Annotated in this window: 25 protein-coding genes and 1 pseudogene; 14 read left to right on the top strand and 12 right to left on the bottom strand. The window is 65.4% G+C overall.

The genetic code is table 11. The annotated features are described in order from the left end of the window. Positions 1 to 28: 28 nt before the first annotated feature. Positions 29 to 448, top strand: a complete 420-nt coding sequence (locus tag ACP7DD_RS01510) for a hypothetical protein (RefSeq protein WP_426172913.1) — start codon at positions 29 to 31, stop codon at positions 446 to 448. Between the two features lie 464 nt (positions 449 to 912). Continuing rightward, a complete protein-coding gene (locus ACP7DD_RS01505; protein WP_426172912.1) occupies positions 913 to 1,764 on the top strand; it encodes a PAS domain-containing protein in 852 nt (283 codons plus the stop codon). 6 nt (positions 1,765 to 1,770) lie between these two features. Here ACP7DD_RS01505 and ACP7DD_RS01500 read toward each other — a convergent pair whose 3' ends face one another. Both ACP7DD_RS01500 and ACP7DD_RS01495 read right to left on the bottom strand, forming a co-directional pair. Beyond that, on the bottom strand, positions 1,771 to 3,861 hold the full coding sequence (locus ACP7DD_RS01500; protein WP_426172911.1) for an ATP-dependent helicase: 2,091 nt from the start codon (positions 3,859 to 3,861) through the stop codon (positions 1,771 to 1,773). Positions 3,862 to 4,331: 470 nt separating this feature from the next. Then, on the bottom strand, positions 4,332 to 4,559 hold the full coding sequence (locus ACP7DD_RS01495; protein ID WP_426172910.1) for a hypothetical protein: 228 nt from the start codon (positions 4,557 to 4,559) through the stop codon (positions 4,332 to 4,334). A gap of 235 nt (positions 4,560 to 4,794) precedes the next feature. On the opposite strand from ACP7DD_RS01495, the gene ACP7DD_RS01490 reads away from it, so the two are divergent. From ACP7DD_RS01490 to ACP7DD_RS01460, 7 genes are all read left to right on the top strand, one after another. Next, positions 4,795 to 5,370, top strand: a complete 576-nt coding sequence (locus ACP7DD_RS01490; RefSeq protein WP_426173000.1) for a chromate transporter — start codon at positions 4,795 to 4,797, stop codon at positions 5,368 to 5,370. Further along, the gene (locus tag ACP7DD_RS01485; RefSeq protein ID WP_426172909.1) at positions 5,367 to 5,951 is read left to right on the top strand and encodes a chromate transporter; all 585 of its coding nucleotides are present in this window, start codon (positions 5,367 to 5,369) and stop codon (positions 5,949 to 5,951) included. The genes ACP7DD_RS01490 and ACP7DD_RS01485 overlap by 4 nt, the downstream gene beginning before the upstream one ends. Positions 5,952 to 6,025: 74 nt before the next feature. Further along, positions 6,026 to 6,589 (top strand): DUF1353 domain-containing protein, encoded by a 564-nt coding sequence (locus ACP7DD_RS01480; protein WP_426172908.1) that lies wholly within the window; start codon positions 6,026 to 6,028, stop codon positions 6,587 to 6,589. A gap of 65 nt (positions 6,590 to 6,654) precedes the next feature. Continuing rightward, positions 6,655 to 7,494 carry an S-formylglutathione hydrolase gene (gene fghA, locus ACP7DD_RS01475; protein WP_426172907.1) on the top strand — a complete coding sequence of 280 codons (840 nt, stop codon included), beginning with the start codon at positions 6,655 to 6,657 and terminating at the stop codon, positions 7,492 to 7,494. Between the two features lie 116 nt (positions 7,495 to 7,610). Continuing rightward, the gene (locus tag ACP7DD_RS01470; protein WP_426172906.1) at positions 7,611 to 8,090 is read left to right on the top strand and encodes an Hsp20/alpha crystallin family protein; all 480 of its coding nucleotides are present in this window, start codon (positions 7,611 to 7,613) and stop codon (positions 8,088 to 8,090) included. Between the two features lie 110 nt (positions 8,091 to 8,200). After that, positions 8,201 to 8,881, top strand: a complete 681-nt coding sequence (locus ACP7DD_RS01465; RefSeq protein ID WP_426172905.1) for a phosphoribosyltransferase — start codon at positions 8,201 to 8,203, stop codon at positions 8,879 to 8,881. Between the two features lie 14 nt (positions 8,882 to 8,895). After that, positions 8,896 to 10,257, top strand: coding sequence for an erythromycin esterase family protein (locus ACP7DD_RS01460; protein WP_426172904.1), 1,362 nt, complete (start codon positions 8,896 to 8,898; stop codon positions 10,255 to 10,257). A gap of 225 nt (positions 10,258 to 10,482) precedes the next feature. Here the strand turns inward: ACP7DD_RS01460 and ACP7DD_RS01455 are convergent, their stop codons facing one another. The 5 genes from ACP7DD_RS01455 to ACP7DD_RS01435 all read right to left on the bottom strand — a co-directional run bounded on the left by ACP7DD_RS01455 (position 10,483) and on the right by ACP7DD_RS01435 (position 15,340). Then, the gene (locus ACP7DD_RS01455; RefSeq protein WP_426172903.1) at positions 10,483 to 10,989 is read right to left on the bottom strand and encodes an SET domain-containing protein; all 507 of its coding nucleotides are present in this window, start codon (positions 10,987 to 10,989) and stop codon (positions 10,483 to 10,485) included. A gap of 33 nt (positions 10,990 to 11,022) precedes the next feature. Continuing rightward, the gene (locus tag ACP7DD_RS01450) at positions 11,023 to 12,699 is read right to left on the bottom strand and encodes an AMP-binding protein (protein WP_426172902.1); all 1,677 of its coding nucleotides are present in this window, start codon (positions 12,697 to 12,699) and stop codon (positions 11,023 to 11,025) included. A gap of 83 nt (positions 12,700 to 12,782) precedes the next feature. Beyond that, on the bottom strand, positions 12,783 to 12,908 hold the full coding sequence (locus ACP7DD_RS01445) for a DUF2474 family protein (RefSeq protein ID WP_426172901.1): 126 nt from the start codon (positions 12,906 to 12,908) through the stop codon (positions 12,783 to 12,785). Continuing rightward, positions 12,905 to 13,912 carry a cytochrome d ubiquinol oxidase subunit II gene (gene cydB, locus ACP7DD_RS01440; RefSeq protein ID WP_426172900.1) on the bottom strand — a complete coding sequence of 336 codons (1,008 nt, stop codon included), beginning with the start codon at positions 13,910 to 13,912 and terminating at the stop codon, positions 12,905 to 12,907. The genes ACP7DD_RS01445 and cydB overlap by 4 nt, the downstream gene beginning before the upstream one ends. 3 nt (positions 13,913 to 13,915) lie before the next feature. Next, entirely contained in the window at positions 13,916 to 15,340 is a 1,425-nt protein-coding gene (locus ACP7DD_RS01435) for a cytochrome ubiquinol oxidase subunit I (RefSeq protein WP_426172899.1), read from the bottom strand. 162 nt (positions 15,341 to 15,502) lie between these two features. On the opposite strand from ACP7DD_RS01435, the gene ACP7DD_RS01430 reads away from it, so the two are divergent. After that, a complete protein-coding gene (locus ACP7DD_RS01430; RefSeq protein WP_426172898.1) occupies positions 15,503 to 15,847 on the top strand; it encodes a zinc ribbon domain-containing protein YjdM in 345 nt (114 codons plus the stop codon). Between the two features lie 158 nt (positions 15,848 to 16,005). On the opposite strand, the pseudogene ACP7DD_RS01425 reads toward ACP7DD_RS01430, so the two are convergent. The 5 genes and pseudogenes from ACP7DD_RS01425 to ACP7DD_RS01405 all read right to left on the bottom strand — a co-directional run. Continuing rightward, positions 16,006 to 16,137 (bottom strand): annotated as a pseudogene (locus tag ACP7DD_RS01425) (glutathione binding-like protein); the annotation flags it as partial. A gap of 29 nt (positions 16,138 to 16,166) precedes the next feature. Continuing rightward, complete coding sequence (locus ACP7DD_RS01420) at positions 16,167 to 16,955, bottom strand: lysophospholipid acyltransferase family protein (protein WP_426172897.1); 789 nt, start codon at positions 16,953 to 16,955, stop codon at positions 16,167 to 16,169. Continuing rightward, positions 16,952 to 18,169: a lysophospholipid transporter LplT gene (gene lplT, locus ACP7DD_RS01415; protein WP_426172896.1), complete on the bottom strand. Its 1,218-nt coding sequence runs from the start codon at positions 18,167 to 18,169 to the stop codon at positions 16,952 to 16,954. The genes ACP7DD_RS01420 and lplT overlap by 4 nt, the downstream gene beginning before the upstream one ends. Then, on the bottom strand, positions 18,166 to 19,008 hold the full coding sequence (locus tag ACP7DD_RS01410; RefSeq protein WP_426172895.1) for a GNAT family N-acetyltransferase: 843 nt from the start codon (positions 19,006 to 19,008) through the stop codon (positions 18,166 to 18,168). Before ACP7DD_RS01410 ends, lplT begins: the two co-directional genes overlap by 4 nt. A gap of 15 nt (positions 19,009 to 19,023) precedes the next feature. Then, positions 19,024 to 20,127: a hypothetical protein gene (locus ACP7DD_RS01405; RefSeq protein ID WP_426172894.1), complete on the bottom strand. Its 1,104-nt coding sequence runs from the start codon at positions 20,125 to 20,127 to the stop codon at positions 19,024 to 19,026. A gap of 385 nt (positions 20,128 to 20,512) precedes the next feature. On the opposite strand from ACP7DD_RS01405, the gene ACP7DD_RS01400 reads away from it, so the two are divergent. The 4 genes from ACP7DD_RS01400 (at position 20,513) to ACP7DD_RS01385 (ending at position 24,541) form a co-directional block, all read left to right on the top strand. Beyond that, positions 20,513 to 21,490: a GGDEF domain-containing protein gene (locus ACP7DD_RS01400; RefSeq protein WP_426172893.1), complete on the top strand. Its 978-nt coding sequence runs from the start codon at positions 20,513 to 20,515 to the stop codon at positions 21,488 to 21,490. Between the two features lie 101 nt (positions 21,491 to 21,591). Then, entirely contained in the window at positions 21,592 to 21,735 is a 144-nt protein-coding gene (locus tag ACP7DD_RS01395) for a hypothetical protein (protein ID WP_426172892.1), read from the top strand. Between the two features lie 221 nt (positions 21,736 to 21,956). After that, positions 21,957 to 22,307 (top strand): hypothetical protein, encoded by a 351-nt coding sequence (locus tag ACP7DD_RS01390; protein ID WP_426172891.1) that lies wholly within the window; start codon positions 21,957 to 21,959, stop codon positions 22,305 to 22,307. A gap of 413 nt (positions 22,308 to 22,720) precedes the next feature. Further along, positions 22,721 to 24,541: a S8 family serine peptidase gene (locus ACP7DD_RS01385; protein WP_426172890.1), complete on the top strand. Its 1,821-nt coding sequence runs from the start codon at positions 22,721 to 22,723 to the stop codon at positions 24,539 to 24,541. Positions 24,542 to 24,732: the final 191 nt, after the last annotated feature.

The following is a 24,732-nucleotide window of genomic DNA, read 5'->3' as shown; positions in this document are numbered from 1 at the left end:
GCCCTTAGAGACAACTCGTGAGTCGAAGATGACCGTCGTAATCATGGTTGCTCTGATGGGGTCGGGAACTTACGCACATGAGAAAGCAAGACCAACAGCGATCAAAGTGCACCAGCTTCAGGTCCCAATGCTCCTGGGAAGCCACAGTAGAAATGGTCCGTTTCATCTCCTGCCTACGGGCACGACCCTGTATCACGATCGGGATTTCCCCGAGGGTTTCACCAGGTACAAGATCTACGTCAATGTGGACAGGTTCCCCCTTCCGCTAAGCGAACTCGACGATCCGACTTCGATAGTTCCAATTACCGCGTTCGCTATAGACAAAGCAGACCTCAAGCGCATCCTCGCTCGCAACCCAATCACCAAGGATGATCTCGCCGCTATCCTGAAATCCGGACAGCTTTCCAAACAGGAAATACGTGCGCTTCTCGACGAGTACTCGAAGTAAACCACGAACCGGACGCCGCGTGCGAGATTTACTTCTTAGCACGATGAAGTGCTGAGAAGCACTATAAAGTCATGGCAACCGGAGGTGAACTCGACGTCCGTTCTTCGCTAACCCACGGATTTAATTCAACTTTTCCTGATATCCACACGAACTGTGGATAACGTTGTGGATAAGGCACTTCCGACTCCCCGGAAGGCCCGTATTCACGCGGTTTTCAACAAAATGCCCGTTCTAAAGGCAAAATTAAAAATGAACAAAATCAATGACTTGCCTTCGTCATCGTTTTTTCCATCAAGCTCCTATGCGGCATATTCCTACAAATTCCTACAACAGGGGATAAGTCGGCGAAAATTGCGGCTCTGCAGCCAATTTCATGCGCCGGGAATTGCTTTGACAAAGCGCCCGCACTGACTTAGTGTTGGCAGATGCGAGCAACCGATCATGTCGATGAAGATGAGCCGGACATGTTCCTCAATGATGAGGAAGCGTCGTCGGCCGGCGCCAACGCGGCAGAGCCGGCGCCTTGGCGCATCCTGATCGTCGACGATGATGTCGATGTGCACGTCGTCACCAAGTTCGCACTCAGCACCACCAACTTTCTTGGTCGCCGCCTCAGCTTTTTCCACGCCTACTCCGCCAAGGAAGGGCTGGCCAAGCTTCGCGATACCCCCGACGTAGCCCTGATCCTGCTCGACGTCATGATGGAAACGCCCGACGCCGGCCTGCGCCTGGCGCGCCAGGTACGCGAAACCTTGCACAACGACCTCGTTCGCATCGTCTTGCGCACCGGCCAGCCTGGCCAGGCACTCGAGCACAGCATTATCGTCGATTACGACATCAGCGATTTCTGGAGCAAAACTGATCTCACGACACGCAAACTGTTCACCACCGTCATCGCTTCGCTGCGCGCCTACGCAACCTTGGCCGCCGCAGCTCAGGCCCGCAATGACGCGCTGGCCGAACTCGACCGCGCCCGCCAAGTCCAGGCCGCGGTCGACCACCACGCGATGGTGCTCACGCTCGATCTCCACGGCCGCATACTCGACGCCAACCCGCTGTTCTGCCACTTCGCCGGCCTCGCCCGCGAACAACTGCGCGGCCGCGACTTGCACGCGGTCCATCGCCAGCCATTTCCCGAAGCGCTTGCCAACGATATCCGTGTCGCCCTGGCGCGTGACGGTTCCTGGACCGGCGACATCAATACCACGCTGCCCGCCGGCCCGCGCCGCCTTCATTGCTCGGTGCTCGCCATCAAAAATTCGGACGGCGCCGCGCAGCACTACATTGCCGTCGCCACACCCCTGCCGCCCGCCTGATCCGCCCTACTTCCACGCCTTGCGCGCGCGATCGCGCACCAGCATCCGCACGCTGTCGGGCATCGGCTTGCGGCTTTTCTGCGTGTCGGCGGTAATCCACACGCATTCCTCAAAATGCTTCAGCATCGCCGGACTGATGAAGCGGCTGCGCGCGGCGTACACGTGACGATCGCCCATCTGCGCCTGCTGTTTGATGAAGAAGCGGTTCGGCACCACAAGGTGCAAGTGCTCCTTGGCACGCGTCATCGCCACATACAACAGGCGTCGCTCCTCCTCGATATCATCGGCATTGCCAGTGCTCATGTCGGACGGAATGCAGCCATCGACGACGTTGAGCACGTGCACCGATTTCCACTCCTGCCCCTTCGACGAATGAATGGTCGACAGAATCACGTAATCCTCGTCGAGCAAAGGCGGCCCGGCGCGGTCGCTGGTCGCTTCCGGCGGATCGAGCGTGATTTCGGCGAGGAAGTTTTCGCGCGTGCCGTAGCCGCCTGCAAGCGCGGCGAGTTGCTCGACATCGGCCGCACGCACCTGCGCGTCGTCGTGCATGCGCTCAAGATGCGGCATGTACCAGTTCTTGACCAGCTCGATGTCGGCCGGCCAGCGCAGCCCTGGCGTGCGCAGCGCGCGAAACAGGTCGACAAACTGCTGCCAGTCGCCGCTGCTTTTTGTCGGCGCCACAAACTGCTCCACGGCCAGCACCGGCTCGGCCGCTTCGCCGACCGCGTCCAGCAACTTGGCGGCGTTGGCCGGGCCGATGCCGGGAATCAGTTGTGCCACACGGAAGCCGGCCAGCCGCCCGCTCGGATTCTGCGCAAAGCGCAGCACCGCCAGCACGTCCTTGATGTGCGACGCCTCCAGAAACTTCAGCCCGCCAAACTTAACGAACGGAATATTGCGCCGCATGAGTTCGAGCTCGAGCGCGGCACTATGGCTGGCGGCGCGAAACAGTACCGCCTGCGCCGTCAGCGCGATGCCGGCCTCGCGATGCTCAAGGATACGGTTGCAGACCCAGCGCGCCTGCTCGGCCTCGTCGGGAATCAGCACCAGTTGCGGCAGCGCGGTCGACACCTTGTCGGTCCACAGGTTCTTGGCGTGCCGCTCCAGCGCCGCATCGATGACTGCGTTCGATGCGTCCAGGATCGGCTGCGTCGACCGGTAGTTGCGGTCCAGCGTGATCATCTGCGCCGGCTGCGAAAACTGTTTCGGAAAATCGAGGATGTTGCGCACCGTGGCGCCGCGAAACGAATAGATCGACTGCGCATCGTCGCCCACCACCATCACGCCGCGCCCGTCGGGCTTCATGCCGGTGATGATGGCCGCCTGCAGCCGGTTGGTATCCTGGTACTCGTCGACCAGCACGTGGTCGAACAGCTCGCCCAGCTCGGGACCGAGCTCCGGATCGGCCGCCATCTCGGACCAGAACAGCAGCAGGTCGTCGTAGTCGAGCACGTTCTGTTCCTGCTTGGCGTCGACGTAGGCGCCGAACAGCGTCTTCAGTTCCTCCGCCCATTCGTTGCACCAAGGGAAAGTGCTTTGCAACACCAGCGGCAGCGGGTCGCGGCTGTTGACCACGCGCGAATAAATCGACAGGCAAGTGCCCTTCAACGGGAACCGCTTCTGCGTCTGGGTCAGGCCGATGTCGTGCCGCACCATTCCCATCAGGTCTTCGGAATCGCCGCGGTCATGGATGGTGAACGATTCTTCCAGCCCGATGCGGCCGGCGTACTCGCGCAGCAGGCGCGCGCCGATGCTGTGGAAGGTGCCGGCCCACGGCAGGCTGGTCGGCGCCTGGCTGCCGCGCAAGCCGAGCACGCGGTGCAGCACGCTGCCGGCGCGGCGCGTCATCTCGCTGGCGGCACGCCGCGAGAACGTCAGCAGCAAGATGCGCTGCGGATCGGCGCCGCTCTGGATCAGCCGGGCAACCCGGTGCGCCAGCGTGTTGGTCTTGCCGGAACCGGCGCCGGCGATGACCAGCAACGGCCGCGATACGCCATCCTGGGCGCCGATATCGTGCTCGACGGCGGCACGCTGCTCGCGGTTCAGGCTGGCGTACGGGTCATCGGAAGCGACGGGGACAGCAACGACGGACATGGCATGCATTCAAACTGGAAAGGAATATGACTGTACATCCGTCCAGTTGTCTGGCGCAAGCAGATTTCGGGCATTTTTAGAAAATGGCGGCGACAAAGGCAGGCCGGCGCCAGCCGCGCTCGCGCGTCAATCCATGCCGATTCACGTAAGTGGCCGTTTCTAAAGCACTTTTTCAGATATCCACAGCAGTTGTGCATAACTTTGTGGATAAGCCCCCCTTGACATCGCGCAAGCCTGTAACGATGCGGGTTTCAACAAAGTGCCCGTTCGGAAGGCAATAAATATTGTGATTAAAATCAACGACTTAGAAAGTCAATGAAGAAAGTGCGAAAAAATATCTCGACAATTCCTGTGGGACTTTTTTGTGTATAACCCCACTGGCCTGGCGTTCTGAACAGGACAGAATTCGATATCATTCTTACACGATTAAGGCGGTCGCGCGCGGCATGGCGCGGCGGCGGTGGACGAGCTTAATGCTCTGCGATGGCGCGGCGGCGATCCGGATCGAGCAACACGCGCTCGATGACCTCTGCGGCAACGTCGTGGGACTTCATGTATTCCAGTGCTGACATGGTGTTGCGCGTTTGCTGGACGGAAATGGCGTGATCGACGATATCGCGACTACGTACGTCGCGCCGCTCATAAGCTGTTTCATCCAAGGCCAGTTCGCCTGCCATTGGATTGAGGACTTGAGTCATCGCGGTTCCTTTACATGTAACGACGGGGGCGCGGATTGCCTACAGAGTATCCAACAATAAATTGTAAAGTCAATGTCACATTCCCATCGAGGCTGCAATTATTGAAGCGGCCTCATCGGGCGCTGAGGTGCACACTAACACCATCCGAATGCACGCGTCGTACGCCACGTCCGGCCCCGTAAAATCGATTCCTGCCGGCATGGACAGCACCGCGCACGCACGCGATAATGGACGCATGATCCCCGCGCCTTTGCCTCCGCGGCCCGCGCCACAGTCGCTGACCGACCTGTTCGTTTCCTTCACGTTGCTTGCACTGCAAGGGTTCGGCGGCGTGCTCGCCGTTGTCCAGCGCGAACTGGTCGAGCGCAAGGGCTGGCTGACGCCGGACGAATTCATCGAAGACTGGGCCGTCGCCCAAGTCATGCCCGGCCCCAATGTCATCAACCTGTCGATGATGATCGGCGGACGCTATTTCGGCCTGGCCGGCGCGATGGCGGCGCTGGCCGGCATGCTGGCGGTGCCGCTGGTGCTGATCCTGCTGCTGGCCTTGCTGCACGCCCAGTTCGCCTCCGACTCGCACGTCGCCGGCGCGCTGCGCGGCATGGCGGCCGTCTCGGCCGGGCTGATCGGCGCAGCCGGCCTCAAGCTCACTGGCGCGCTGGCGCGCAATCCCATGCCGCTGGCATGGTGCGCCGCCATCGCCATCACCGGCTTCGTGCTGGTGGCGCTGCTGCAGGTGCCGCTCATTTACGTGCTGTTCGGACTTGGCGGCGTCAGTTGCGTGCTGACCTATCGCAGGCTCCAGCCATGAACGCGCCGCTGCACCTGGTGCTCGGCTGGGCCGACTGGGCCAACCTGTTCGGCCACTACCTGATGCTGTCGCTGATGTCGGTCGGCGGCGCCATCTCCACCACGCCGGAAATGCACCGCTTCCTGGTCGAGCAGCACCAGTGGCTGACCCAGGCCCAGTTCAACGAATCGATCGCGCTGGCGCAGGCCGCGCCCGGGCCCAACGTGCTGTTCGTCGCGCTGATGGGCTGGCACGTCGGCATGAATGCCGGCAGCATGACGGCCGCCCTGCTCGGCGTGGCCGTGACCATGCTCGGCATCATGATTCCGTCGACGGTGCTGACCTATGTGGCGGCGCAGTGGGGCCACCGCAACCGCGAGCTGCGCGCCGTGCGTGCGTTCAAGCAGGGCATGGCGCCGATGGTCATCGCGCTGCTGCTGTCGACCAGCTTCATCCTTGGCGCCGCCGGCCGCGATGCCGGCCACGACTGGCCGCTGTGGCTGCTGGCGGTGGCCAGCGGCCTGGTCATCTGGCGCACGAAGATCCACCTGCTGTGGCTGCTCGCCGTCGGCGCCGTGCTTGGCGCGCTGCAACTGGTCTGACGCCACCGGCCTTTGCGCCAGCCCATCGTGCCGTCCTCATCGCCGTGCTGTACTGGCGCGAGGGAGGTGACACCATGCTGTATGGCAGCTTTTCCGGCAATCCCAAGACCGAATGGTTATGTGACGACGTCGACGACGGCAACATGCGCTTGCTCGAAGCGTTCTGGTATATCGACCCGCAGGGGCGGCGCTGGGATGCGCCGAAGGACGGCATTACCAACGGCGCCAGCATTCCACGCACCCTCTGGAGCTACATCGGCAGCCCGTACACCGGCAAATACCGGCGCGCCGCCATCGTCCATGACTTCGCCGTCCAGACGCCCGGCGTGCTGCGCGACGACGCCGACACGATGTTTTATTTCGCCTGTGCCGCCGGCGGCTGCCCACTGATGGACAGCAAGTTGCTGTACGCGGGCGTACGGATCGGCACCTGGGGCCTGGCCACGCGCGACTACGCCGCCAACATCTTCACGTTCGCGCCGATGGCGCCGCGCCTGCCGGGCCAGCAGACGCCGACTGAACTGGAAATGCGCGCCCGCTACACCTTGCTGGCGGCCGAATTGCAAGACACCGGCGACGACTTCGACGCCATCCACGCCGCCGTTGCCCGCCAGCTCGCGTTGCCCGGGCGCGCTTAGCGGCGCGTTGGCAAAGTTCGCGCCGGCAGGGCATACTTCGCACTCGACCACGATCCGGATGCCGTATGCCAGAACTCATCAGCGAACACGCCTGCTTCGGCGGGGTGCAACGCTTTTATCGCCACGATTCGACCGCCATCGGCCTGCCGATGCGCTTCTCGGTATTTCTGCCGCGCGTCGCCCCAGGCGCGCTGCTGCCAGCCATGTTTTACCTGGCCGGCCTGACCTGCAATGAGGAAACCTTCCCCACCAAGGGCGGCGCCCAGCGCTACGCCGCGCGCGAAGGCATGATCCTGATCGCGCCCGACACCAGCCCGCGCGACGCCGGCGTGGCCGGCGAAACCGACGCCTGGGATTTCGGCGCCGGCGCCGGCTTCTACGTCGACGCCACCACCGAACCGTGGCGCCGGCATTACCGCATGTACAGCTACATCCTCGAACTGCACGCGCTGGTGCTGCGCACCTTGCCGGTCGACGCCGAGCGTGTCGGTATTTTCGGCCACTCGATGGGCGGCCACGGCGCGCTGGTGCTGGCCCTGCGCAACCCGGACCTGTTCCGCTCGGTCTCGGCCTTCGCGCCGATCGCCGCGCCGACGCTGTGCCCGTGGGGCGAAAAGGCGTTCGGCGGCTATCTCGGCGCCGACGCGGAAGCGTGGAGCCACTACGACGCGAGCGAACTGATGCGCATGATGCACGCGCCCTTCCCGCAAGGCATCCTGATCGACCAGGGCCTCGGCGACAAATTCCTCGCCACACAGCTGCGACCCGAGGTGTTTGAAAGCGCCTGCGCCCTGGCCGGCCAGCGGCTCGAATTGCGCCGCCACGCCGGCTACGACCACGGCTATTATTTCATCTCCACCTTCATGGAAGACCACCTGCGCTTCCACCGCCAAAACCTCGGCTGACGCCGCCGCGGCACTGCCCACACCTCTTGAAAACGGCGCCCGCCTGTCATATAAAGACAGTGCGGGCGCGGCCCGTCAGGTCGCGCCCAACAACACTTGATATCGAGGGGGTTGCCATGAATCTCACCAGAAGGACCGGTTCTCCGCTGGCCCGCTATCGTCCCAGCTCCATCGAGGACCAGCTCGGCCGCATGGTCGAAAGCATGTTCGAAGACTTTATCGCGCCGGTGGCCCAGGCTGCCGCGGCCGCCCGCGCGCCCCGCCAAAGCCTGGCCAGCCCGCGCGTAAACGTCGCCGAAGACGACAACACGTTCCGCGTCGAGGCTGAATTGCCGGGCGTCAAGAAGGAAGACGTCAAGGTCTCCGTCGATGGCCAGCGCGTCACCATCGAGGCCGAGGCCAAACAGGACGACCAACAGCGCGAAGGCGAAAGCGTTGTCTACAGCGAGCGCGTCGCGCGCAAGTTCGTGCGCAGCTTCCTGCTGCCCACCGACGTCGACGACGCCGGCGCCGACGCCAGGCTCGAAGATGGCCTGCTGACGCTGACGCTGCCGAAGAGGCAGGCGAGCGCAGCCAGGCAGCTGACGATCCAGTAAGCGCGCCATCCGGGCGCCGCGGCCACGCTGCCGCGGCGCCCTTCCATCAATTCCCTGCAACTGTCGCTCGCCATCGATGTCTAACCTATTTACGCGACGAGGGACGCCCGATGTCCAGTGCCGACCGTTTCAAGGACCGCGGCCATGCCGGCAAACAACTGGCGCAGCGGCTCTCCACTTACGCCAACCGGCCCGATGTGCTGGTACTGGCATTGCCGCGCGGCGGCGTGCCGGTTGGCTTCGCCATTGCCGAAGCGCTCGGCGTCGAACTCGACGTCATGCTGGTGCGTAAGCTCGGCATGCCGGGCCATGAAGAATATGCCATCGGCGCCGTCGGCGCCGGCGGCGTGCGCGTGCTCCAGGCCGGCCTGGTCGAATCGGGCATCGTCAGCGCCGACGAAGTCGAGCAGGCCAGCGAGCGCGCGCTGGCCGAAATCTCCCGCCGCGACCGTCTCTACCGCGCCGGCCGCCCCGCGCCCGCGCTGGCCGGACGCTGCGTCATCCTCGTCGATGACGGCATCGCCACCGGCTCGACCTTGCGCGCCGCCATCAAAATAGTGCGCCGCGCCGGCGTTGCCCGGCTGGTGGTGGCAGCGCCCGTCGGCCCGCCGGAAACCGTGGAAGCGCTGGCCGCCGAAGTCGACGAGATGGTTTGCCTGGCCACGCCGGTGCAATTTCACGCCGTCAGCCAGTGGTACCGCCACTTCGACCAGACCGGCGACGAGGAAGTGCAGGACCTGCTGGCGCTCGCCTGGCGCCGGCAGGCACACCGTGCCAGCGCAACCCACTGAGCAGCGAGACAGCCATGCCGCCAACCTCCGTCCCTTCCACCGACACCGCCGCGCTGACGCGCGCCATCGCCGACAGCGCCCACGTGCTCGACGGCGGCGCCGGCGACTACGACGCCCTGCTCGACCTGATCGGCGAGGCCCGCTTCGTGCTGCTCGGCGAAGCCACCCACGGCACCCACGAGTTTTACGAACAGCGCGCGCGCATTACCGAGCGCCTGATCAGCGAGCACGGCTTTACCGCCGTCGCCGTCGAAGCCGACTGGCCCGACGCCTACCGCGTCAACCGCTACGTGCGCGCCGAGGGCAACGATGTCGATGCGCTCGGCGCGCTCGGTGGCTTTCGCCGCTTCCCCAGCTGGATGTGGCGCAACGACGACGTCGTCCATTTCATCGACCGGCTGCGCGCCTGTAACGACCAGCGCCAGGGCGCCGCGCGCGCCGGCTTCTACGGCCTCGACCTGTACAGCCTGTTTACGTCGATGGAGGAAGTGCTGCGCTACCTGCAGCAGGTCGACCCGGCCGGCGCCGAGGAAGCGCGCAAGCGCTACGCCTGCTTCGACCAATACGGCGACGACAGCCAGCAGTACGCTTACGCCGCCGGGCTCGGCAGCTCCGAATCGTGCCGGCGCGAAGTGGTCGCCACACTCGAGCAGATCCAGCAGCGCGCCGCTGCCGACATGCGGCGCGACGACATTGGCGCCCGCGACGCCTTTTTCTACGCGCAGCAAAATGCGCGGCTGGTGAAAAACGCCGAGGAGTACTACCGCACCATGTTCCGCGGCCGCGTGTCGTCGTGGAACCTGCGCGACCGCCACATGGCCGACACGCTCGATGCGCTGGCCGAGCACCTGGGGCAGACGCGCGGCGTGCCGGCCAAGGTGGTGGTGTGGGAACACAACTCGCACGTCGGCGACGCCCGCGCCACCGAGGTCGGCCGGCTCGGCGAATGGACGGTAGGCGAACTGGCGCGCAAGCGCTACGGCGACGATGCATTCCTGGTCGGCTTCTCGACCTACCACGGCTGGGTTACCGCGGCGTCCGACTGGGACGGCCCGGCCGAGCGCAAGCAGGTGCGTCCGGCGCTGGCGGGCAGCTATGAAGACCTGTTCCACCAGACCGGCCTTGGCAACTTCATGCTGCCGCTGCGTCCGCGCAGCGCGGCGCGCGATGCGCTGCTCGAGGCACGCCTGGAGCGCGCCATCGGCGTGCTGTACCTGCCGCGCACCGAACGCCAGAGCCACTACTTCAGCGCGCAGCTGCCCCATCAATTCGACGCGGTGATCCACATCGACACGACCGACGCGGTGCGCCCGCTCGAGCCGACCAGCCACTGGGACAGCGGCGAAGCGCCCGAGACGTACCCGGTCGGGCTGTGACGAAGCGGACCGTTTCCCGTACTACTTTGTTGACCTCAAAACCGTCATCCCAGCGTTCGCGAGGATGACGAACTGGACTGCAGCCGGCTACGTTGCCGTCGGCCTGCACGTCGGCGACGTAGGTCGTCTCGAGGATCCTGGCCTGGCCCGCCACTGCGGTCCTGGCTTCGTACGTAACTGGCATTCGCCGAACAATTCAGGCGCAATGCTGAACACCGTGCGCCCCTAAGCGGCAGCCCTGGCGCGCGACTTGCGCTTTTTCGGCGCCAGCATCGTGCACAGGCAGCCCGGCGCACCGCAGCGGCATGCGAACGCGGCCTTGACGGCCTTGGTGTGGCGCGGTTCGTACACCAGCGCGTAGTTGTAGTTGAGCTCCTGGCCGGCATCGATGTCCATCAGGGCGTGGATGAAGACCCGGCCGTCTTCCTCGTAGGCTTCGCAGTTCGGCTCGCAGGCGTGGTTGATCCAGCGCGCGTCGTTGCCGCAGCTGCCGCCGTCGATGACGTTGCCGTCGTCAAGGCTGAAATAGAACGTGTGGTTCAGCGGGCCGTCGCTCGCCTCGGTGCGCCGCAGCGCCTCCGGCCAATCGATGCGTTCGCCCGTGTATTCGATGATGCGCTCGCCCGCCTCGATCTTACGGGTGGCAAAGACGCCGTTGCCGTGCACCGGCGACAGCTGGACCTTGCACGGCGGCGTGCTGGTTTTTGACTTGGAACTCTTGGTAGTGGTCATGGAACAATCGGTAAATGATGAAAATAGCAGGGGTTAGGATGGATTGTCTTCGCGGTATTCGGCGGCCGGCCGTTCGTCTTCTGCGCCGGCAGTTTCCTGCTTGCGCAGTTCGACGCGGCGAATCTTGCCTGAAATTGTCTTCGGCAGATCGCGAAACTCGATGCGGCGGATCCGCTTGTAGGGCGACAGGCGCGCCCGCGCGAACGCGAAGATCGACTGCGCCACCTCGTTGCCCGGCTGCACGCCCGCGCGCAAGGTGATGAACGCCTTTGGCACCGCCAGGCGCAAGGCGTCCGGGCTGGGCACGATGGCCGCCTCCAGCACCGCGTCGTGCTCGATCAGCACGCTCTCGAGTTCGAACGGGCTGATACGGTAGTCGGACGACTTGAAGACGTCGTCATTGCGTCCGATATAAAAGTAGTAGCCGTCGGCGTCGCGCATGGCGACGTCCCCGGTATGGTAGTAGCCGTCGCGCATGACCTCGGCGTTTTTGCCGAGCTCGCCCTCGTAGCCACGCATCAGGCCGACCAGGTCGGCCGTCATGTCGACGGCGATTTCACCCTCGTCGGCCGGCCGTTCGTCGGCGTCGAGCAAGGTGATCTTGTAGCCGGGCAGCGGTCGCCCCATCGAGCCGGGCTTGAGCAGCTGGCCCGGCGAGTTGCCGATCTGCGCGGTCGTCTCCGACTGGCCGAAGCCGTCGCGGATGCGAATGCCCCAGGCGCGCTCGACCTGCTCGATGACTTCCGGGTTGAGCGGCTCGCCGGCGCCGACCAGTTCGCGCAGCGGCAGCTGCCAGGCCGCCAGGTCTTCCTGGATCATCATGCGCCACACCGTCGGCGGCGCGCACAGCGACGTCACGCCGCAGCGCTGGATCACGTCGAACGCGGCTTTGGCGCTGAAGCGCTCGTAGTCATAGACAAACACCGTGGCGCCGGCGTTCCACGGCGCGAAAAAGCAGCTCCAGGCGTGCTTGGACCAGCCGGGCGAGCTGATGTTCCAATGGACGTCGCCTGCCTGCAGGCCGATCCAGTACATCGTCGACAAGTGGCCGACCGGGTAGCTCTGGTGGCTGTGCATCACCAGCTTCGGCTTGGCGGTGGTGCCGGAAGTAAAGTACAGCAGCAGCGGATCGGTCGCCATGGTCGGGCCGTCGGGCTCGAAGGCGGCGTCGGGGCCGGCGCTGCGACCGAGCGCAAACCAGCCGTCGCACTTGCCGCCAACGGAAATGCGGGTGAACTCGCCTGCCAGGCCGGCGAACTTGGCGCACTCGGACGCCTGCGCGATCACGTGGCGCACGGCGCCGCGCTGCAGGCGGTCGGCCAGGTCGGCCGGCGCCGCCAGCATGCTGGTGGGCACCAGCACCGCGCCAAGCTTGATCCCGGCCAGCATGATTTCCCATAGCTCCACCCGGTTCGGCAGCATCAGCAGAACGCGGTCGCCGCGCCTGACGCCGCGCTCGCGCAGGTAGTTGGCCACCAGGTTCGAGCGCGCCGACATTTCGGCGTACGTCACTTTTTCTTCGCTGCCATTCTCGCCCACGACCCACAGCGCCGGCCTGTCGTTGCCCTGCGCCTGGACGTCGAAAAAATCGAGCGCCCAGTTGAACGTCGTCAGCGCCGGCGCCACGTAGCCGCGGTAGGCGGCGTCGTAGTCGTCGCGGTGGCGTTGCAGGAAGTCGCGGGCATCGACAAAGCGTTGGTACGGGGTCATCGAGCAGTCTCCAGTGCGGCGTCGGCAAGTAATGTCCATTGTGCCACGGACGGGCGCGTTTCAGCGCGGCCGCGCGTGCGCCGTCAGTACATTCCGGCCGCGCGCATCAACAGGCGCATCAGCGCTGCAGCCAGCGCCAGCGCCGCCACGCTGGCCGCCCAGATGAGCAGCAGCCAGCCGATCCGCGAGAGCCAGCGTTTGCGCTTCAATGGTAGCCCTCCCCGACCCTTACCTTGCCGCGGAAAACGTAGTACGACCACACCGTGTAGCCGAGAATGAATGGCAGGATGAACAGCGTACCGACCAGCGCGAAGCCCTGGCTTTGCGGCGGCGACGACGCGGTCCAGATGGTGATGTACGGCGGCACGATGTTCGGCCAGATGCTGATCGCCATGCCGGTGTAGCCGAGGAAGATGAGGCCGAGCGCGGCGACGAACGGGCTGCGATGCGGCGCGCCCTTGAGCGAGCGCAGCAGCCAGAAAATGCCGACGCCGACCAGCAGCGGCACCGGCGCGAAATACACCAGGTTGGGAAAGCTGAACCAGCGCGCGGCCACTTCCGGATGGGTCAGCGGCGTCCACACGCTGACCACGCCGATGGCGCCGAGCAGCATCAGGCTGAACGGGCGCGCCACATGGATCATGCGCTGCTGCAGGTCGCCCTCGGTCTTCATGATCAGCCAGGTGCTGCCAAGCAGCGTGTAGGCGATCATGACGCCGACGCCCGACAGCAACGGAAACGGCGCCAGCCAGTCGAGCGGGCCGCCGGCGTAGACACGCCCGCTGACCGGAATGCCCTGCAAGAAGGCGCCGAGCGCGACGCCCTGGAAAAATGCCGCCGTCACCGAGCCGCCGATGAAGGCCTTGTCCCACACGTGGCGTTCGTGCTCGAGCGCCTTGAAGCGGAACTCGAAGGCGACGCCGCGAAAGATCAGGCCGAGCAGCATGAAGATCAGCGGCAGGTACAGGCCCGACAGGATGATCGAATACGCCAGCGGGAACGCCGCCAGCAGGCCGGCGCCGCCCAGCACCAGCCAGGTCTCGTTGCCGTCCCACACCGGCGCGACAGTATTCATCATGACGTCGCGGTCGTGGCGGTCGGGCACGAACGGAAACAGCATGCCGATGCCGAGGTCGAAGCCGTCCATCACCACGTACATGAAGACGCCGAAGAAAATGATGACGGCCCAAATGACCGGAAGTTCGATGCCCATTGATCAGTGCCCCGCTTTCGATTCCGATTCGTCCAGCGCCGCCGACATCGGCCGCGCTGGCGTGCGCTCGTGGCCCGGTCCGCCCTCGGGCGGATGGCCGGCAGCGTCGAAGTGGCTCGGCCCGCCGCGCACGAGCCGCAGCACATACGCGATGCCGGTGCCGAACACGAACAGGTAGACGATGATGAACAGGCCGAGCGTCAGCGCCAGCGACTCCGGCGCATGCGCCGACACGGCGTCCCTGGTGCGCATCAGGCCGTACACCACCCAAGGCTGGCGCCCCACTTCGGTGGTGACCCAGCCGGCCAGGATGGCGACCAGGCCGCTTGGCCCCATCAGCAGCGCGGCCCACAGGAACGGGCGCGATGCGTACAGCTTGTTGCCGCGCCGCCCGACCAGGCTCCACAGGCCGAGGGCGATCATCGCGAATCCGAGGCCGACCATGATGCGGAACGACCAGAACACGATCTGCGCCGGCGGCCTGTCTTGCTTCGCAAACTCCTTCAGTCCCTTGATCTGGCCGTCCAGGCTGTGCGTGAGGATCAGGCTGCCCAGGCGCGGCACCTCGATCGCGTACCTGGTCGTTTCGGATTCCATGTCGGGGATGCCGAACAGGATCAGCGGCAGGCCCTCGCCCGGCTTGCTTTCCCAGTGGCCTTCCATCGCGGCGATCTTGGCCGGCTGGTGCTTGAGCGTATTGATGCCGTGGAAGTCGCCGATGACTGCCTGGATCGGCGCGACGATGACGATCATCCACATCGCCATCGACAGCATCTTGCGCACCGCCGGCGTATCGTTGCGGCGCAGCAGGTGCCAGGCGGCGGAGGCGCCGACGAACAGCGCGGTGCACAAAAAGGCGGCCACGCTCATGTGCAGCAGCCGGTACGGAAACGACGGGTTGAAGATGATCGCCAGCCAGTCCTGCGGCACGACGGCGCCGTTGATGATGGCGTGGCCCTGCGGCGTCTGCATCCAGCTGTTCGAGGCGAGGATCCAGGTGGCCGAGATCAGCGTGCCGAGCGCCACCATGCAGGTGGACAGGAAATGCAGGCCGGGGCCGACGCGCGTCCAGCCGAACAGCATCACGCCGAGAAAGCCGGCCTCGAGGAAGAAGGCGGTGAGTACTTCATATGCCAGCAGCGGTCCGGTGACGCTGCCGGCAAATTCGGAGAAGCCGCTCCAGTTGGTGCCGAACTGGTAGGCCATGACGAGGCCGGAGACGACGCCCATGCCGAAGTTGACCGAAAAAATCTTGAGCCAGAACTGGTACAGGTCGACATAGACCTGGCGACCGGTGCGCAGCCAGCACAGTTCGAGCACTGCCAGATAGCTGGCCAGTCCGATCGTGATGGCGGGGAAAAGGATGTGAAACGACATCGTGAAAGCGAACTGGATACGCGCCAGTTCGAGCGCCGTAAAACCAAGCATCAGACTGCTCCCGAGGGATCCCGCAGATGCGGAACATCTCGGCTAATTTATCACGCTTTGCAGATGCGCGTTGGCGCCCGGCCGATACCAACCGGGTCATCGCGCAGGCGCTGTATACTGTTTGCGTTTTCAGGCATTTCGCCTGTCTCTACAAGGACCTCGATGCGCGCGCTGCCTGCCTGCCCCAACTGCAAATCCGCATTCTCCTACAACGACGGCGTGCAGCTGGTGTGTCCCGAATGCGGCCATGAGTGGAGCGCGGCGGCGGCCGCCGACACGGCCGAAGAAGGCGCGCGCGTGTACCGCGATTCGTCCGGCACCGTGCTGCAGGACGGCGACACGGTGACCGTCATCAAGGACTTGAAGTTGAAGGGTTCCGGCGCCACCGTCAAGATCGGCACCAAGGTCAAGAACATCCGGCTGGTCGACAGCGACCACGACATCGACTGCAAGATCGACGGCTTCGGCGCAATGAGTCTGAAGACCGAGTTCGTCAAGAAAGTGTAATCCCGGGAACGTCGTCGCGCTGGCGGCGTCCAAGCAGCATGCGCACTTCACTGCTGATCGTTGGGTTGACGATGGCCGGCGCCACAAGCGCCCTCGCAGCGCCGCCCGACCTCAAGCTCGGCAAAGCCGCCTTCGCGCGCTGCGCCGGTTGCCACTCGGATGGCAATGTCGGCGATGCTGTAGTCGTTGCCGACCATCCAGTCGCGTCCAGCGAGGTGAGCTTCGAGCACGCCGAGCAGCCGCTTCGTTTCGGCCGCGTAGCGCTCGCGCGGCCGCTTGTCCTCGTAATCGTTTTCATCGTTGGTCATTCGGTCTCTGATCATGACGCAATTTCTTCGTGCAAGGCGGCGTCCCGGCCGCTGGCCGGCGGCATCCGCGACGCGAGCGCAGCGGCAACTTGCCCGTGAGCGGCCAGTGCCAACGTGCGCCGAGTGGCGCCGGCCGTGCTCAGCACTTGCTGGGCGCTGACGCAGGCCCGGATTGGTTTGCCGTTAAGGATGGCCAGCATGCTATCGGCGAGCGACATGTCGGCGATGTACTCGACCGACGCGTGCCACCCGCCAGTATCGTCGAGGTAGCTGAGCGCCAGCGCCTGCACCGGCACGGCGGCGGCGATGGCTGCCTCGAACAGGTTGGAGTTGAACGGCCGCAGCTTGCCTTGCGCGGCCGAAGTGCCTTCCGGGAAGCAGGCGATGCGTTCACCGGCACCCAGCCTGGCGGCCAGCGTGGCGACCGTGTCGCGCAGGCTGCTGCGCTGGCCGCGTGTGACGAACACGGTTCCCGCCAAGGCGGCAAGGGACCCGATCAGGGGCCACCTGCGCACTTCCGACTTGGCCACGAAGCGCGACGGCAAGCAGGCATTGATGACAAACACATCAACCCAGGAAACGTGGTTCGCCACCAGCAGCAGGTTGCCCGGCACCGGCGCGGCACCGGCAACATCGACCGTGACGCCGAACGTGCGCAGCACGCGCAGCGACCAGCGCTGGATGTGTCCCATGCGCGCTGCCGGCGCGATCCACGGGAAGATGAACACGCACGTGCACAGGCCGCGAACGATGAGCCCAAGCACGCATGCCAGGCGCCAGGCCGTCAGCGTGGCCCTCATGTACGCCCCCCTGCCGGGGCACACGTCCCAGCTCGATGCCAGCGAATAATCGCCAGCATCAGCACGATCGTCAGCAGGCCGCAGCCGGCCAGGATCATCCGTACCGGCACGGCCAGCGCCAGCAGCGCGCCGTATGCGGCCAGGAACACCAGCGACGCCAGGTTCTCGTTGAAGCTTTGCACCGCAATCGACAGGCCCGGCGCCATCAGCGCTTCGCCACGCTGCTGAAACAAGGCATTCATCGGCACCAGCACAATGGCGGCGACGATGCCCGCGAGTACCAGTACCGTACACGCCACCAGGCGCTCACGCACCAGCGTCATCGCGAGGATGGCGGCGCCCAGCGCAAGGCCCGCCGGTAGCGCCGCCGTCGCACGGCCGCTGGGTACCAGCCGCGCGACGGCGACGGCGCCGGCGACGATGCCGGCGGCCAGGAAGCACTGCATCAGCGCCGACTGCGACAGCGTCATCCCCAGCACGGTACCGGCCCACTCGATGACGAGAAATTGCAACAGCGCGGCGATCGCCCAGAACAGCGTCGTCACCGCCAGCGCAATCCTGCCTTGTGGATCGGCCCACAGCAGCGAGAACGCATGGCCGAAGCTGGCCGCCTTTGCCCGCACGCTGCGCGCGTCGCCGTTATCCGCGCTCGCGAGCGCCGGGATCGCCGCGGCGCACAGTGCAGACAGCGCGTAAAGGCCAACGATGACGAGCGTGGCGCTGTGCGCGGGCGAGCGCATGCCGGTCAGAACGTAGCCGGGAGCGAGCAGCAGGCCGCCGAGCACTGTGCCGCCGATAATTGACGCCACGGTGGAAATTTCGATCCAGGCGTTGGCTGCAATCAGCTGCCCGGCCGGCACCAATTCGGCCAGGACGGCATATTTAGCCGGTCCGTACATGACGCCGATAATGCCGATCGCACCGAAAGCCAGCAGCGGATGAACGCCGGCGGCGAGCAGGACGCATGCGCCGAGCTTGACGACGTTTGTCAGCAGCATTACCCGTCCTTTGGGGAACGCGTCGGCGAGCGCGCCTGCGAGCGGCGCCAGCAGCACATACGCCAAATACAGGCAAATACGTAGCGCCGGCGTCATCCAGGCCGGCGCAGCGCGCTCCAAGAGCAGACCGATGGCGACAATCAGCAACGCATTGTCGCCCAGCGAGGTGAAAAACTGCGAGGCCAGCACCGCGCGCAGCGCCGTCGCACGCGTCATCGCGGAGCCAGGAACTGCTTGCTGTAGCGTGCCGGCAAATCGGCCAATCGCATCATGATCGGCAAGTCTGCGGTGTTGAAGCTGCGGTCGAATGACGGCGGCCCCGCCACCCGCGCGCCGCAGCGCAGGTAGCCCTTGATCAGCGCCGGCAGCTCGCGCAGTACGGCGTCGCTGGCGGGCGTGGCGATGCGGTCGGCGTCGCCCATCGGCAGCGGCGTCCAAGGGACGATGCGCCATTCCGGCGGCACCATGTACGACGAGTCGCGCAACTGGCGCCACACTCGCCTCGCCAGCTGGCCGCCGTCGGCCATCCCGATGCTGGCGCAGCCGAACATGGTATCGAGACCGCGCTCGAGCATGTGTTGGCCCAGTGCGCTCCACAGCGCCAGGATCACGCCGCCGGATCGCCAGCCGGCATGCACGCAGGCGCGGCCCAGCTCGACTGCGCCGGCGCGCAGTGGCGCCAGCGGCGCGAGATCAAATTCGCTTTCGGTATAACAGCCGCCGGCGCGGCGCGCGCCCTCGGGCCCGAGGACGCGGTAGGTGCCCACCAGCTGGCCAGGTGCGTCGCTGCCGAGCTCGCGAGCGCGCACCAGCAGGTGTTCGCAATGACGGTCGAAGTCATCGACGTCGAGTCCGGCCGCGGTTCCGGCGGGCGTGCTCAAACGCGCGCCCATTTCGGCGACGAAAACAGCGTAGCGCAGCTGCTGCGCCTCGCGCACTTCAGCAGGCGAGCTGGCCCAGCTCGCTTCGAAACGCCAACTGCCTGGTTTCGGCTGCACCGGCGCCGGCGCCGGCGCCGCGCGCGGTGACCAAGGGTATTCGGCTGCAAGTTGCATGGTCGAGTCGCTTCCTTAGTTTGACGGCGGATAGAGACTGATCAGGCGGTTTTGGCGCCAGTTCAGCCGCATCAGCGCCAGCGTGCCGATCGGACGCACGCCGCGCCGGCGGTTCGCTGCGCCGATCGCAAACAGTAGGCGCTGCTTGGCGAAAATCATGCGCAGGCCTGCCACCAGATCGGTTTCCGGATCCCATGCCTGGATCGCCTCGGAGCCGGCGCCGTTGACTTCCATGATGGTGAAGCCGGCGCCGCGCGACAGTTGCCGCGCGCTGCCGAAGCGCACGTCGAAGCGGCCGAAGTAAAACTCGCGCATGTCGCGCGCGATGGCATCGATTGCCGCAGTCAGCTCGGCGCTGATCAGGGCGCCGCCATCGCGGTACAACCCGCCGACGCGGGTCGAACCGATGGTGGCGAGGCGTATCAGCTGCCCAGCGGCGGGGATCTGATCGAGGTCGAGCCCGCTGCTGTGGGCGGACGAACCGAGCACGCGGCCGGCGCGCGGATCGGCGGCGATCAATTGGCGGACAGTTGAGGCGCCGTCGCCGACAACACGCGGGAATTCGCGCAGCGCCAGTCCGATCAGCCGGCCGGCGCCGCTGACCGGGTCGCGGGCATAGAAAATGCCAGCCTCGTTGTCGTCGTCAAGGTATTGCTGCAGCACGACAACCTCGCCGGCCGGATAGCGGTCGGCGTAGGCGCGCAGCGCTGCTGGCGAATCGAGTTTGCAGACGCCGTAGCCGCATAAGCCGAGATCGGGCTTGGCTACCAGCGGGAACTGAAGTGCGGCTCTGGCCAGCAGCGCCGCCAACTGCGTGTCCGAATAGCACGCCGCATCACGCAGGCCGATGTGGGCGGCGGTAACGGCGCGCGCGCGCGCGCCCATCGCATTGAAATATTCGAGTTTGCCCTCTCCGACCAAGCCACCGGCCGTGATGCCTGGATTGGCCGCGCTCGGCAACGTAATGCTGCCGTACCGCAGCGCCAGCCAGCTCCACTGGATCACCAGCGGAATGCAGATCAGCCACTTCGGCATTTGCTCGAGCGCGCTGCGGCGAGGGACGGGCTGCTGGCCGTCCGTGCGGGGCGGCAGCGGCAGGCCGGGCGAGTCAACAAGCATATGATCCTTGTGCCAAATGGGACAATCGTGCAGATTTACAGATCAGCTCGCTATACTCTGTGCGGACGCGCACCCTCGTTGACAAATTCAGCACGGGCCGATCAGCGCCAACTGATGCGCAGAGCCAATCAGCATCGCTCGCACCAGCCGTATAGTGGCGCAACGCACATACAACAGAGTGTTGCGCGGGGCGCAGATTGCTGTCTTCCACACCCGTTTCTTGTTGCTACTTGTTGGTACTCAAGTAGACTAATGAATTCTCTGTAGCAATAAAAACGCAATGCGTCTGCTTCAATTCCTTGCAAGGCTCTTCTTCGGGTCGACGCCGAAAATGCGCCGCGTCATGGCGTACTGGGCCTCTACTGCGCTGGTGTACGGATTTTGCATGAGCATTCTGGCGCGCGAGCAGGCAGGCGGCGTGGTGCCGCCAATCCAGGCCTGGCTGGTCATCGCCCTCGGCCTGGCCAGCCTGCTGACGTTCTACGTGTTGCTGCGCTGCGCCCGGCGCTTCGACATCCCGAACTGGAAGCTGGCTCTCCGGCAAGCCCAGTTCGCGATCGTCTTCGACCTGGCGCTGTACGCCGTGCTCGACACGCTGCGCGGCGCCATGCTGATCGGCCTGCCGGTCGTCATCGTTTTCTGCGCGTTTGCGCTGCGCCCGCGCCAGACCGTCGTGCTGAGCGCTTGCGCCATCGCCGGCCTGGCGGCGACCATGACGGCGATGGTCCTGTCGAACCCGGCGCACTACCCGCTGTATACCGAAAGCGTGTACTTTGCGCTGACCACATTCGGCATGGTGTCGGTCACCGCCATCACCGGCGAACTGCACCGCGTGCGCGGCCAGCTGGTCAACGCGGTCGACACCATCGGCACCCTGGCCACGACCGACGAACTGACGTTGCTGGCCAACCGGCGCCACATGAACCACTTGCTGGCGCTCGAGGAGAGCCGCCGCGCCGCCGCGCCGCAGCATGTCTGCGTGGCCCTGATCGACATCGATTTCTTCAAGGCGATCAATGACAAGTACGGCCACGCCGCCGGCGACGCCGTCCTCAAGTCATTCGCCGACGTGGCCGGCGCCACGCTGCGCGCCGGCGATACGCTGGCGCGCTGGGGCGGCGAGGAATTCCTGCTCCTGATGCCCGATACGCGCCTCGACGAGGCGGTGGCCGTGATCGAGCGGATGGCCGCGCGGATCGGCGCGCTGCCGCTCGCCGCCGTCGATCCGGCACTGCGGATCACGTTCTCGGCCGGTGTAGCCGCTTCGCTGCCGCTGGAACGGTTCGACCAGGCGATCCACCGCGCCGACGAGGCGATGTACCGCGCCAAGGCCAACGGCCGCAACTGCGTGCTGGCGGCGTGAGCGTGCGACGGCGCGGCGCTCACCCCGCGACGGCGCCGTACAATGGCGGTCCACGCATCGCTTCCGCTCCCACCACCCGAAAGCGCTTCCCTGTCCCCCTGTTGCTGGCTTTCTTGCTGCTGTTGCCCCGCAGCGTCGCGCTGGCCGGCGCACCGGTGCAGATCCTGGCCGAAGACGCCGCCAGTCCATGGTCGAACCGCGACGGCACCGACTATGCCAACGACCTGGTAGGCGCCGCCTTCTAGGCGGCCGGCGTTGCCATCGACCTGACCGTGGTGCCCTACGCGCGCTGCAAGACGCTGGTCAAGCAAGGCGGCGCCGTCGCCTGCTTCAGCATGTCGGACGATCTCGACATGGCCAAGCTGGTGCGCTTCTCCGACAAGCCGCTGTTCAGCGTCAGGCCGCGCTGTTACTACCATGTGGGCCGCGCGCCGCGCGCCAACTCGTCGCGCAGCTTGGCGCCGGCATGCGCGTTGGCATTGTCCTCGGCGACGAATATCCCCCTTTCGTGGCGCAGATGGCGGCGCGCGGCGTGGTGCTCGATAACGGCCGCTCCGACGTTGCCTACTTGCGCAAGCTGGCCGCCGGCCGCCTCGACTTCGCGCTGGTCATGACCGACGAGATGCGCAGCGAGGAGCCGATTCAGGCGCACGCCAGCGTGAAGGAGATCGGCTTCGCCTTCCAGGGTACGCCGATGGGCGCGTATATCGGCTTCAGCGTACTGCATGCCGACGGCGACGCGCAGCGGCGCAACTTCAACGCCGGCTTCCAGGCGATTCACGACAACGGCACCCGCAAACTGGTGCAGGCGCGCTGAAAATTGCGTTGCTCGGTCTACTGCCCGGAGTAAGCCGCGCCGCGCCAATCGCGTTGTCCAACGAAGATGTTGTCAAACATAATTGTTACCAATTGTATGGACCTGGCTGCGCTTGGCAGTCGGCCGTACCGTATCCAATTGACAAGGTCGACACTTGTGTTGGGCCGCCGGCCTGCAACTCGTCGGAGGTAGCAACGTCAATCCGTGACGATCCGATAACTCCCCATCTAATCAAATAGATATCGAACAATGTTGGCCCGCGCCGACATGTGTCCGTTCGGGTTATCAAGCCGATATTGTCGATCTCATCATGGCAGTTTTGACGGCTTGCGGCTGGCAGTCTCGGCCATTACCATCGCCGCAAGTTTCAATCCGCCCGCAACCTTCTTGCCCTCCTCACCTGGAAATCACGCATGCCGAAAACCCGCCTCACCCCACGTTCCGTCACCTCGTCGATGCATCTGCTGGCAGCGGCCATCGGCGCCGCTGCCACCGTCCTGGTCGCAGTCACGCCGGCCGCCGCCGCCGATTTCAGCGATGGCGTCCACCAGTACGCCCGCGGCCGCATCTTGTTCGAGGCGCGTGCCGGCCTGTCCGGCGACGAGCTGGAAAAAATCCTCAAGACCCATGGCGGCGGCAAGCGACGCAAGATGGGCCAGAGCAACCTGAACATCGTCGAGCTGCCCGCCGGCGCGTCGGAAGCGGCCCTCGTCGAGCGGCTGCGCCGCCATCCCGCCTTCAAATACGTCGAACTCGATCGCCGCGTCAAAAGCACGCTGGCCGTCAACGATCCGTATGCCGGCAGCGAATGGCACCTCGGCAAGATCGGCGCCACCACCGCGTGGGACACCACCCAGGGCGCCGGCGTCACCATCGCGATACTCGATTCCGGCGTCGACGGCAGCCACCCGGACCTGGTGCCTAACCTGGTGCCCGGCTACAACACGCACGGCAACAACACCGACACCGCCGACGTCTGCGGCCACGGCACCGCCGTCGCCGGCTCGGCCGCGGCGCGCACCAACAACGGCGCCGGGGTCGCCGGGGTTGCCGGGCTGGCGAAGATCATGCCGATCCGCGTCGCCTACAAGGACGCCGGCGGCGGTTGCTATGCCTATACCAGCACGATCGCCGCCGGAATCACCTGGGCTGCCGACAACGGCGCCCGCATCGCCAACGTCAGCTTCGGTCCGCTGGCCGGCAGCGCCACCATCCAGAGCGCCGCGCAGTACATGAAAAACAAGGGCGGCCTGGTATTCGTTTCCGCGGGCAACAACGGCGTCGATGAAAACATCGTGCCGTCCAACACCTTGATCGCCGTCTCGGCCACCGATTCGGCCGACGCCAAGGCCAGCTGGTCGAGCTACGGCGCCTTCGTATCGCTGGCCGCACCGGGCGCCGGCATCTGGACCACGTCGCAAGGCGGCGCCTACAACGGCTGGAACGGCACCTCGTTCGCCAGCCCGGTCGCCGCCGGCGTCGCCGCGCTGATGATGGCCGCCGCGCCATCGCTCGACGGCGCCGCGATCGAGCAGGCGCTGTTTGCCTCCGCCGTGCCGCTCGGTGCGGCAGGGCGCGATCCGCTGTTCGGCTATGGCCGCGTCGACGCCGCCGCCGGCGTGCGCGCCGTGCTGGCCAAGGTCGTCGTCGCCGACACCCAGGCGCCGACCACGGCAATCACCTCGCCGGCGGCCAGTTCCAGCGTCAGCGGCAGCGTCACGGTCGCTGTCGACGCCGCCGACAATGTCGGCGTCGACCGGGTCGAACTGAAGGCTAACGGCACCGTCGTCGGTTCCGACATCGCCAGCCCGTTCAGCTTTGCGTGGAATTCGGCGGGCGTGCCGAACGGCATGAACACGCTGGTCGCCACGGCCTACGACAAGGCCGGCAATGCCACCGCGTCGAACCCGGTGTCGGTCAGCGTCGCCAACGCGGTGCCGCCGCCCGCCGCCGACACCACGGCGCCGACCGTGAAAATCGACAATCCGGTTTCGGGCACCGTCAGCGGCGCCGTCATCATCAGCGTCAGCGCCAACGATAACAGCGGCACGGCAGGAATGATTCAGTCGATTTACATCGACAATGCACTCGTCAGCAATGGCAACGGCGGCTCGCTCGCCTACACCTGGCAGACGCGCCGCTGGATGACCGGCTCGCACGCCATCAAGGTCGTGGCGAAAGACGCGGCCGGCAACTGGGCCAGCTCGACGGTGCAGGTCGTGGTCGTGCGCTGATCGCAGTGCAACATGTAACGGGGCGACGGCAGTAATGGCCGTCGCTCCTTCTTTCATGCTGCGCGCTTGAACGTGCTTAATTTTTAGGCAGGCCGATAATTAGGTCACTCGTACTGGTACAAGCGCGTTTTATGTGGTCATCTTACCCACAGAATCTGTGGACAGAATTCTATAAAGATAATGTTGACTAG

It is taken from the genome of Massilia sp. TWR1-2-2 (assembly GCF_049897565.1).
In the GTDB taxonomy this organism is placed as follows: Bacteria; Pseudomonadota; Gammaproteobacteria; order Burkholderiales; family Burkholderiaceae_D; genus JAFCUW01.
The sequence above is the reverse complement of the archived record's forward strand: the minus strand, read 5'-3'. Positions and strand labels throughout refer to the sequence as shown.

What these genes read in the sequence shown, in the direction of transcription:
- ACP7DD_RS01465 (WP_426172905.1), top strand. Translation starts at nt 8,201, where the DNA reads ATGTCCAGTGCCGACCGTTTCAAGGACCGCGGCCATGCCGGCAAACAA.
- ACP7DD_RS01490 (WP_426173000.1), top strand. Translation starts at nt 4,795, where the DNA reads ATGATCCCCGCGCCTTTGCCTCCGCGGCCCGCGCCACAGTCGCTGACC.
- ACP7DD_RS01420 (WP_426172897.1), bottom strand. Translation starts at nt 16,955, where the DNA reads ATGAGGGCCACGCTGACGGCCTGGCGCCTGGCATGCGTGCTTGGGCTC.
- fghA (WP_426172907.1), top strand. Translation starts at nt 6,655, where the DNA reads ATGCCAGAACTCATCAGCGAACACGCCTGCTTCGGCGGGGTGCAACGC.
- ACP7DD_RS01500 (WP_426172911.1), bottom strand. Translation starts at nt 3,861, where the DNA reads ATGTCCGTCGTTGCTGTCCCCGTCGCTTCCGATGACCCGTACGCCAGC.
- ACP7DD_RS01390 (WP_426172891.1), top strand. Translation starts at nt 21,957, where the DNA reads ATGCGCGTTGGCATTGTCCTCGGCGACGAATATCCCCCTTTCGTGGCG.
- ACP7DD_RS01470 (WP_426172906.1), top strand. Translation starts at nt 7,611, where the DNA reads ATGAATCTCACCAGAAGGACCGGTTCTCCGCTGGCCCGCTATCGTCCC.
- ACP7DD_RS01410 (WP_426172895.1), bottom strand. Translation starts at nt 19,008, where the DNA reads ATGCAACTTGCAGCCGAATACCCTTGGTCACCGCGCGCGGCGCCGGCG.
- ACP7DD_RS01455 (WP_426172903.1), bottom strand. Translation starts at nt 10,989, where the DNA reads ATGACCACTACCAAGAGTTCCAAGTCAAAAACCAGCACGCCGCCGTGC.
- cydB (WP_426172900.1), bottom strand. Translation starts at nt 13,912, where the DNA reads ATGGGCATCGAACTTCCGGTCATTTGGGCCGTCATCATTTTCTTCGGC.
- ACP7DD_RS01400 (WP_426172893.1), top strand. Translation starts at nt 20,513, where the DNA reads ATGAGCATTCTGGCGCGCGAGCAGGCAGGCGGCGTGGTGCCGCCAATC.
- ACP7DD_RS01405 (WP_426172894.1), bottom strand. Translation starts at nt 20,127, where the DNA reads ATGCTTGTTGACTCGCCCGGCCTGCCGCTGCCGCCCCGCACGGACGGC.
- ACP7DD_RS01505 (WP_426172912.1), top strand. Translation starts at nt 913, where the DNA reads ATGTTCCTCAATGATGAGGAAGCGTCGTCGGCCGGCGCCAACGCGGCA.
- ACP7DD_RS01460 (WP_426172904.1), top strand. Translation starts at nt 8,896, where the DNA reads ATGCCGCCAACCTCCGTCCCTTCCACCGACACCGCCGCGCTGACGCGC.
- ACP7DD_RS01480 (WP_426172908.1), top strand. Translation starts at nt 6,026, where the DNA reads ATGCTGTATGGCAGCTTTTCCGGCAATCCCAAGACCGAATGGTTATGT.
- ACP7DD_RS01510 (WP_426172913.1), top strand. Translation starts at nt 29, where the DNA reads ATGACCGTCGTAATCATGGTTGCTCTGATGGGGTCGGGAACTTACGCA.
- ACP7DD_RS01430 (WP_426172898.1), top strand. Translation starts at nt 15,503, where the DNA reads ATGCGCGCGCTGCCTGCCTGCCCCAACTGCAAATCCGCATTCTCCTAC.
- lplT (WP_426172896.1), bottom strand. Translation starts at nt 18,169, where the DNA reads ATGACGCGTGCGACGGCGCTGCGCGCGGTGCTGGCCTCGCAGTTTTTC.
- ACP7DD_RS01450 (WP_426172902.1), bottom strand. Translation starts at nt 12,699, where the DNA reads ATGACCCCGTACCAACGCTTTGTCGATGCCCGCGACTTCCTGCAACGC.
- ACP7DD_RS01385 (WP_426172890.1), top strand. Translation starts at nt 22,721, where the DNA reads ATGCCGAAAACCCGCCTCACCCCACGTTCCGTCACCTCGTCGATGCAT.
- ACP7DD_RS01435 (WP_426172899.1), bottom strand. Translation starts at nt 15,340, where the DNA reads ATGCTTGGTTTTACGGCGCTCGAACTGGCGCGTATCCAGTTCGCTTTC.
- ACP7DD_RS01485 (WP_426172909.1), top strand. Translation starts at nt 5,367, where the DNA reads ATGAACGCGCCGCTGCACCTGGTGCTCGGCTGGGCCGACTGGGCCAAC.
- ACP7DD_RS01495 (WP_426172910.1), bottom strand. Translation starts at nt 4,559, where the DNA reads ATGACTCAAGTCCTCAATCCAATGGCAGGCGAACTGGCCTTGGATGAA.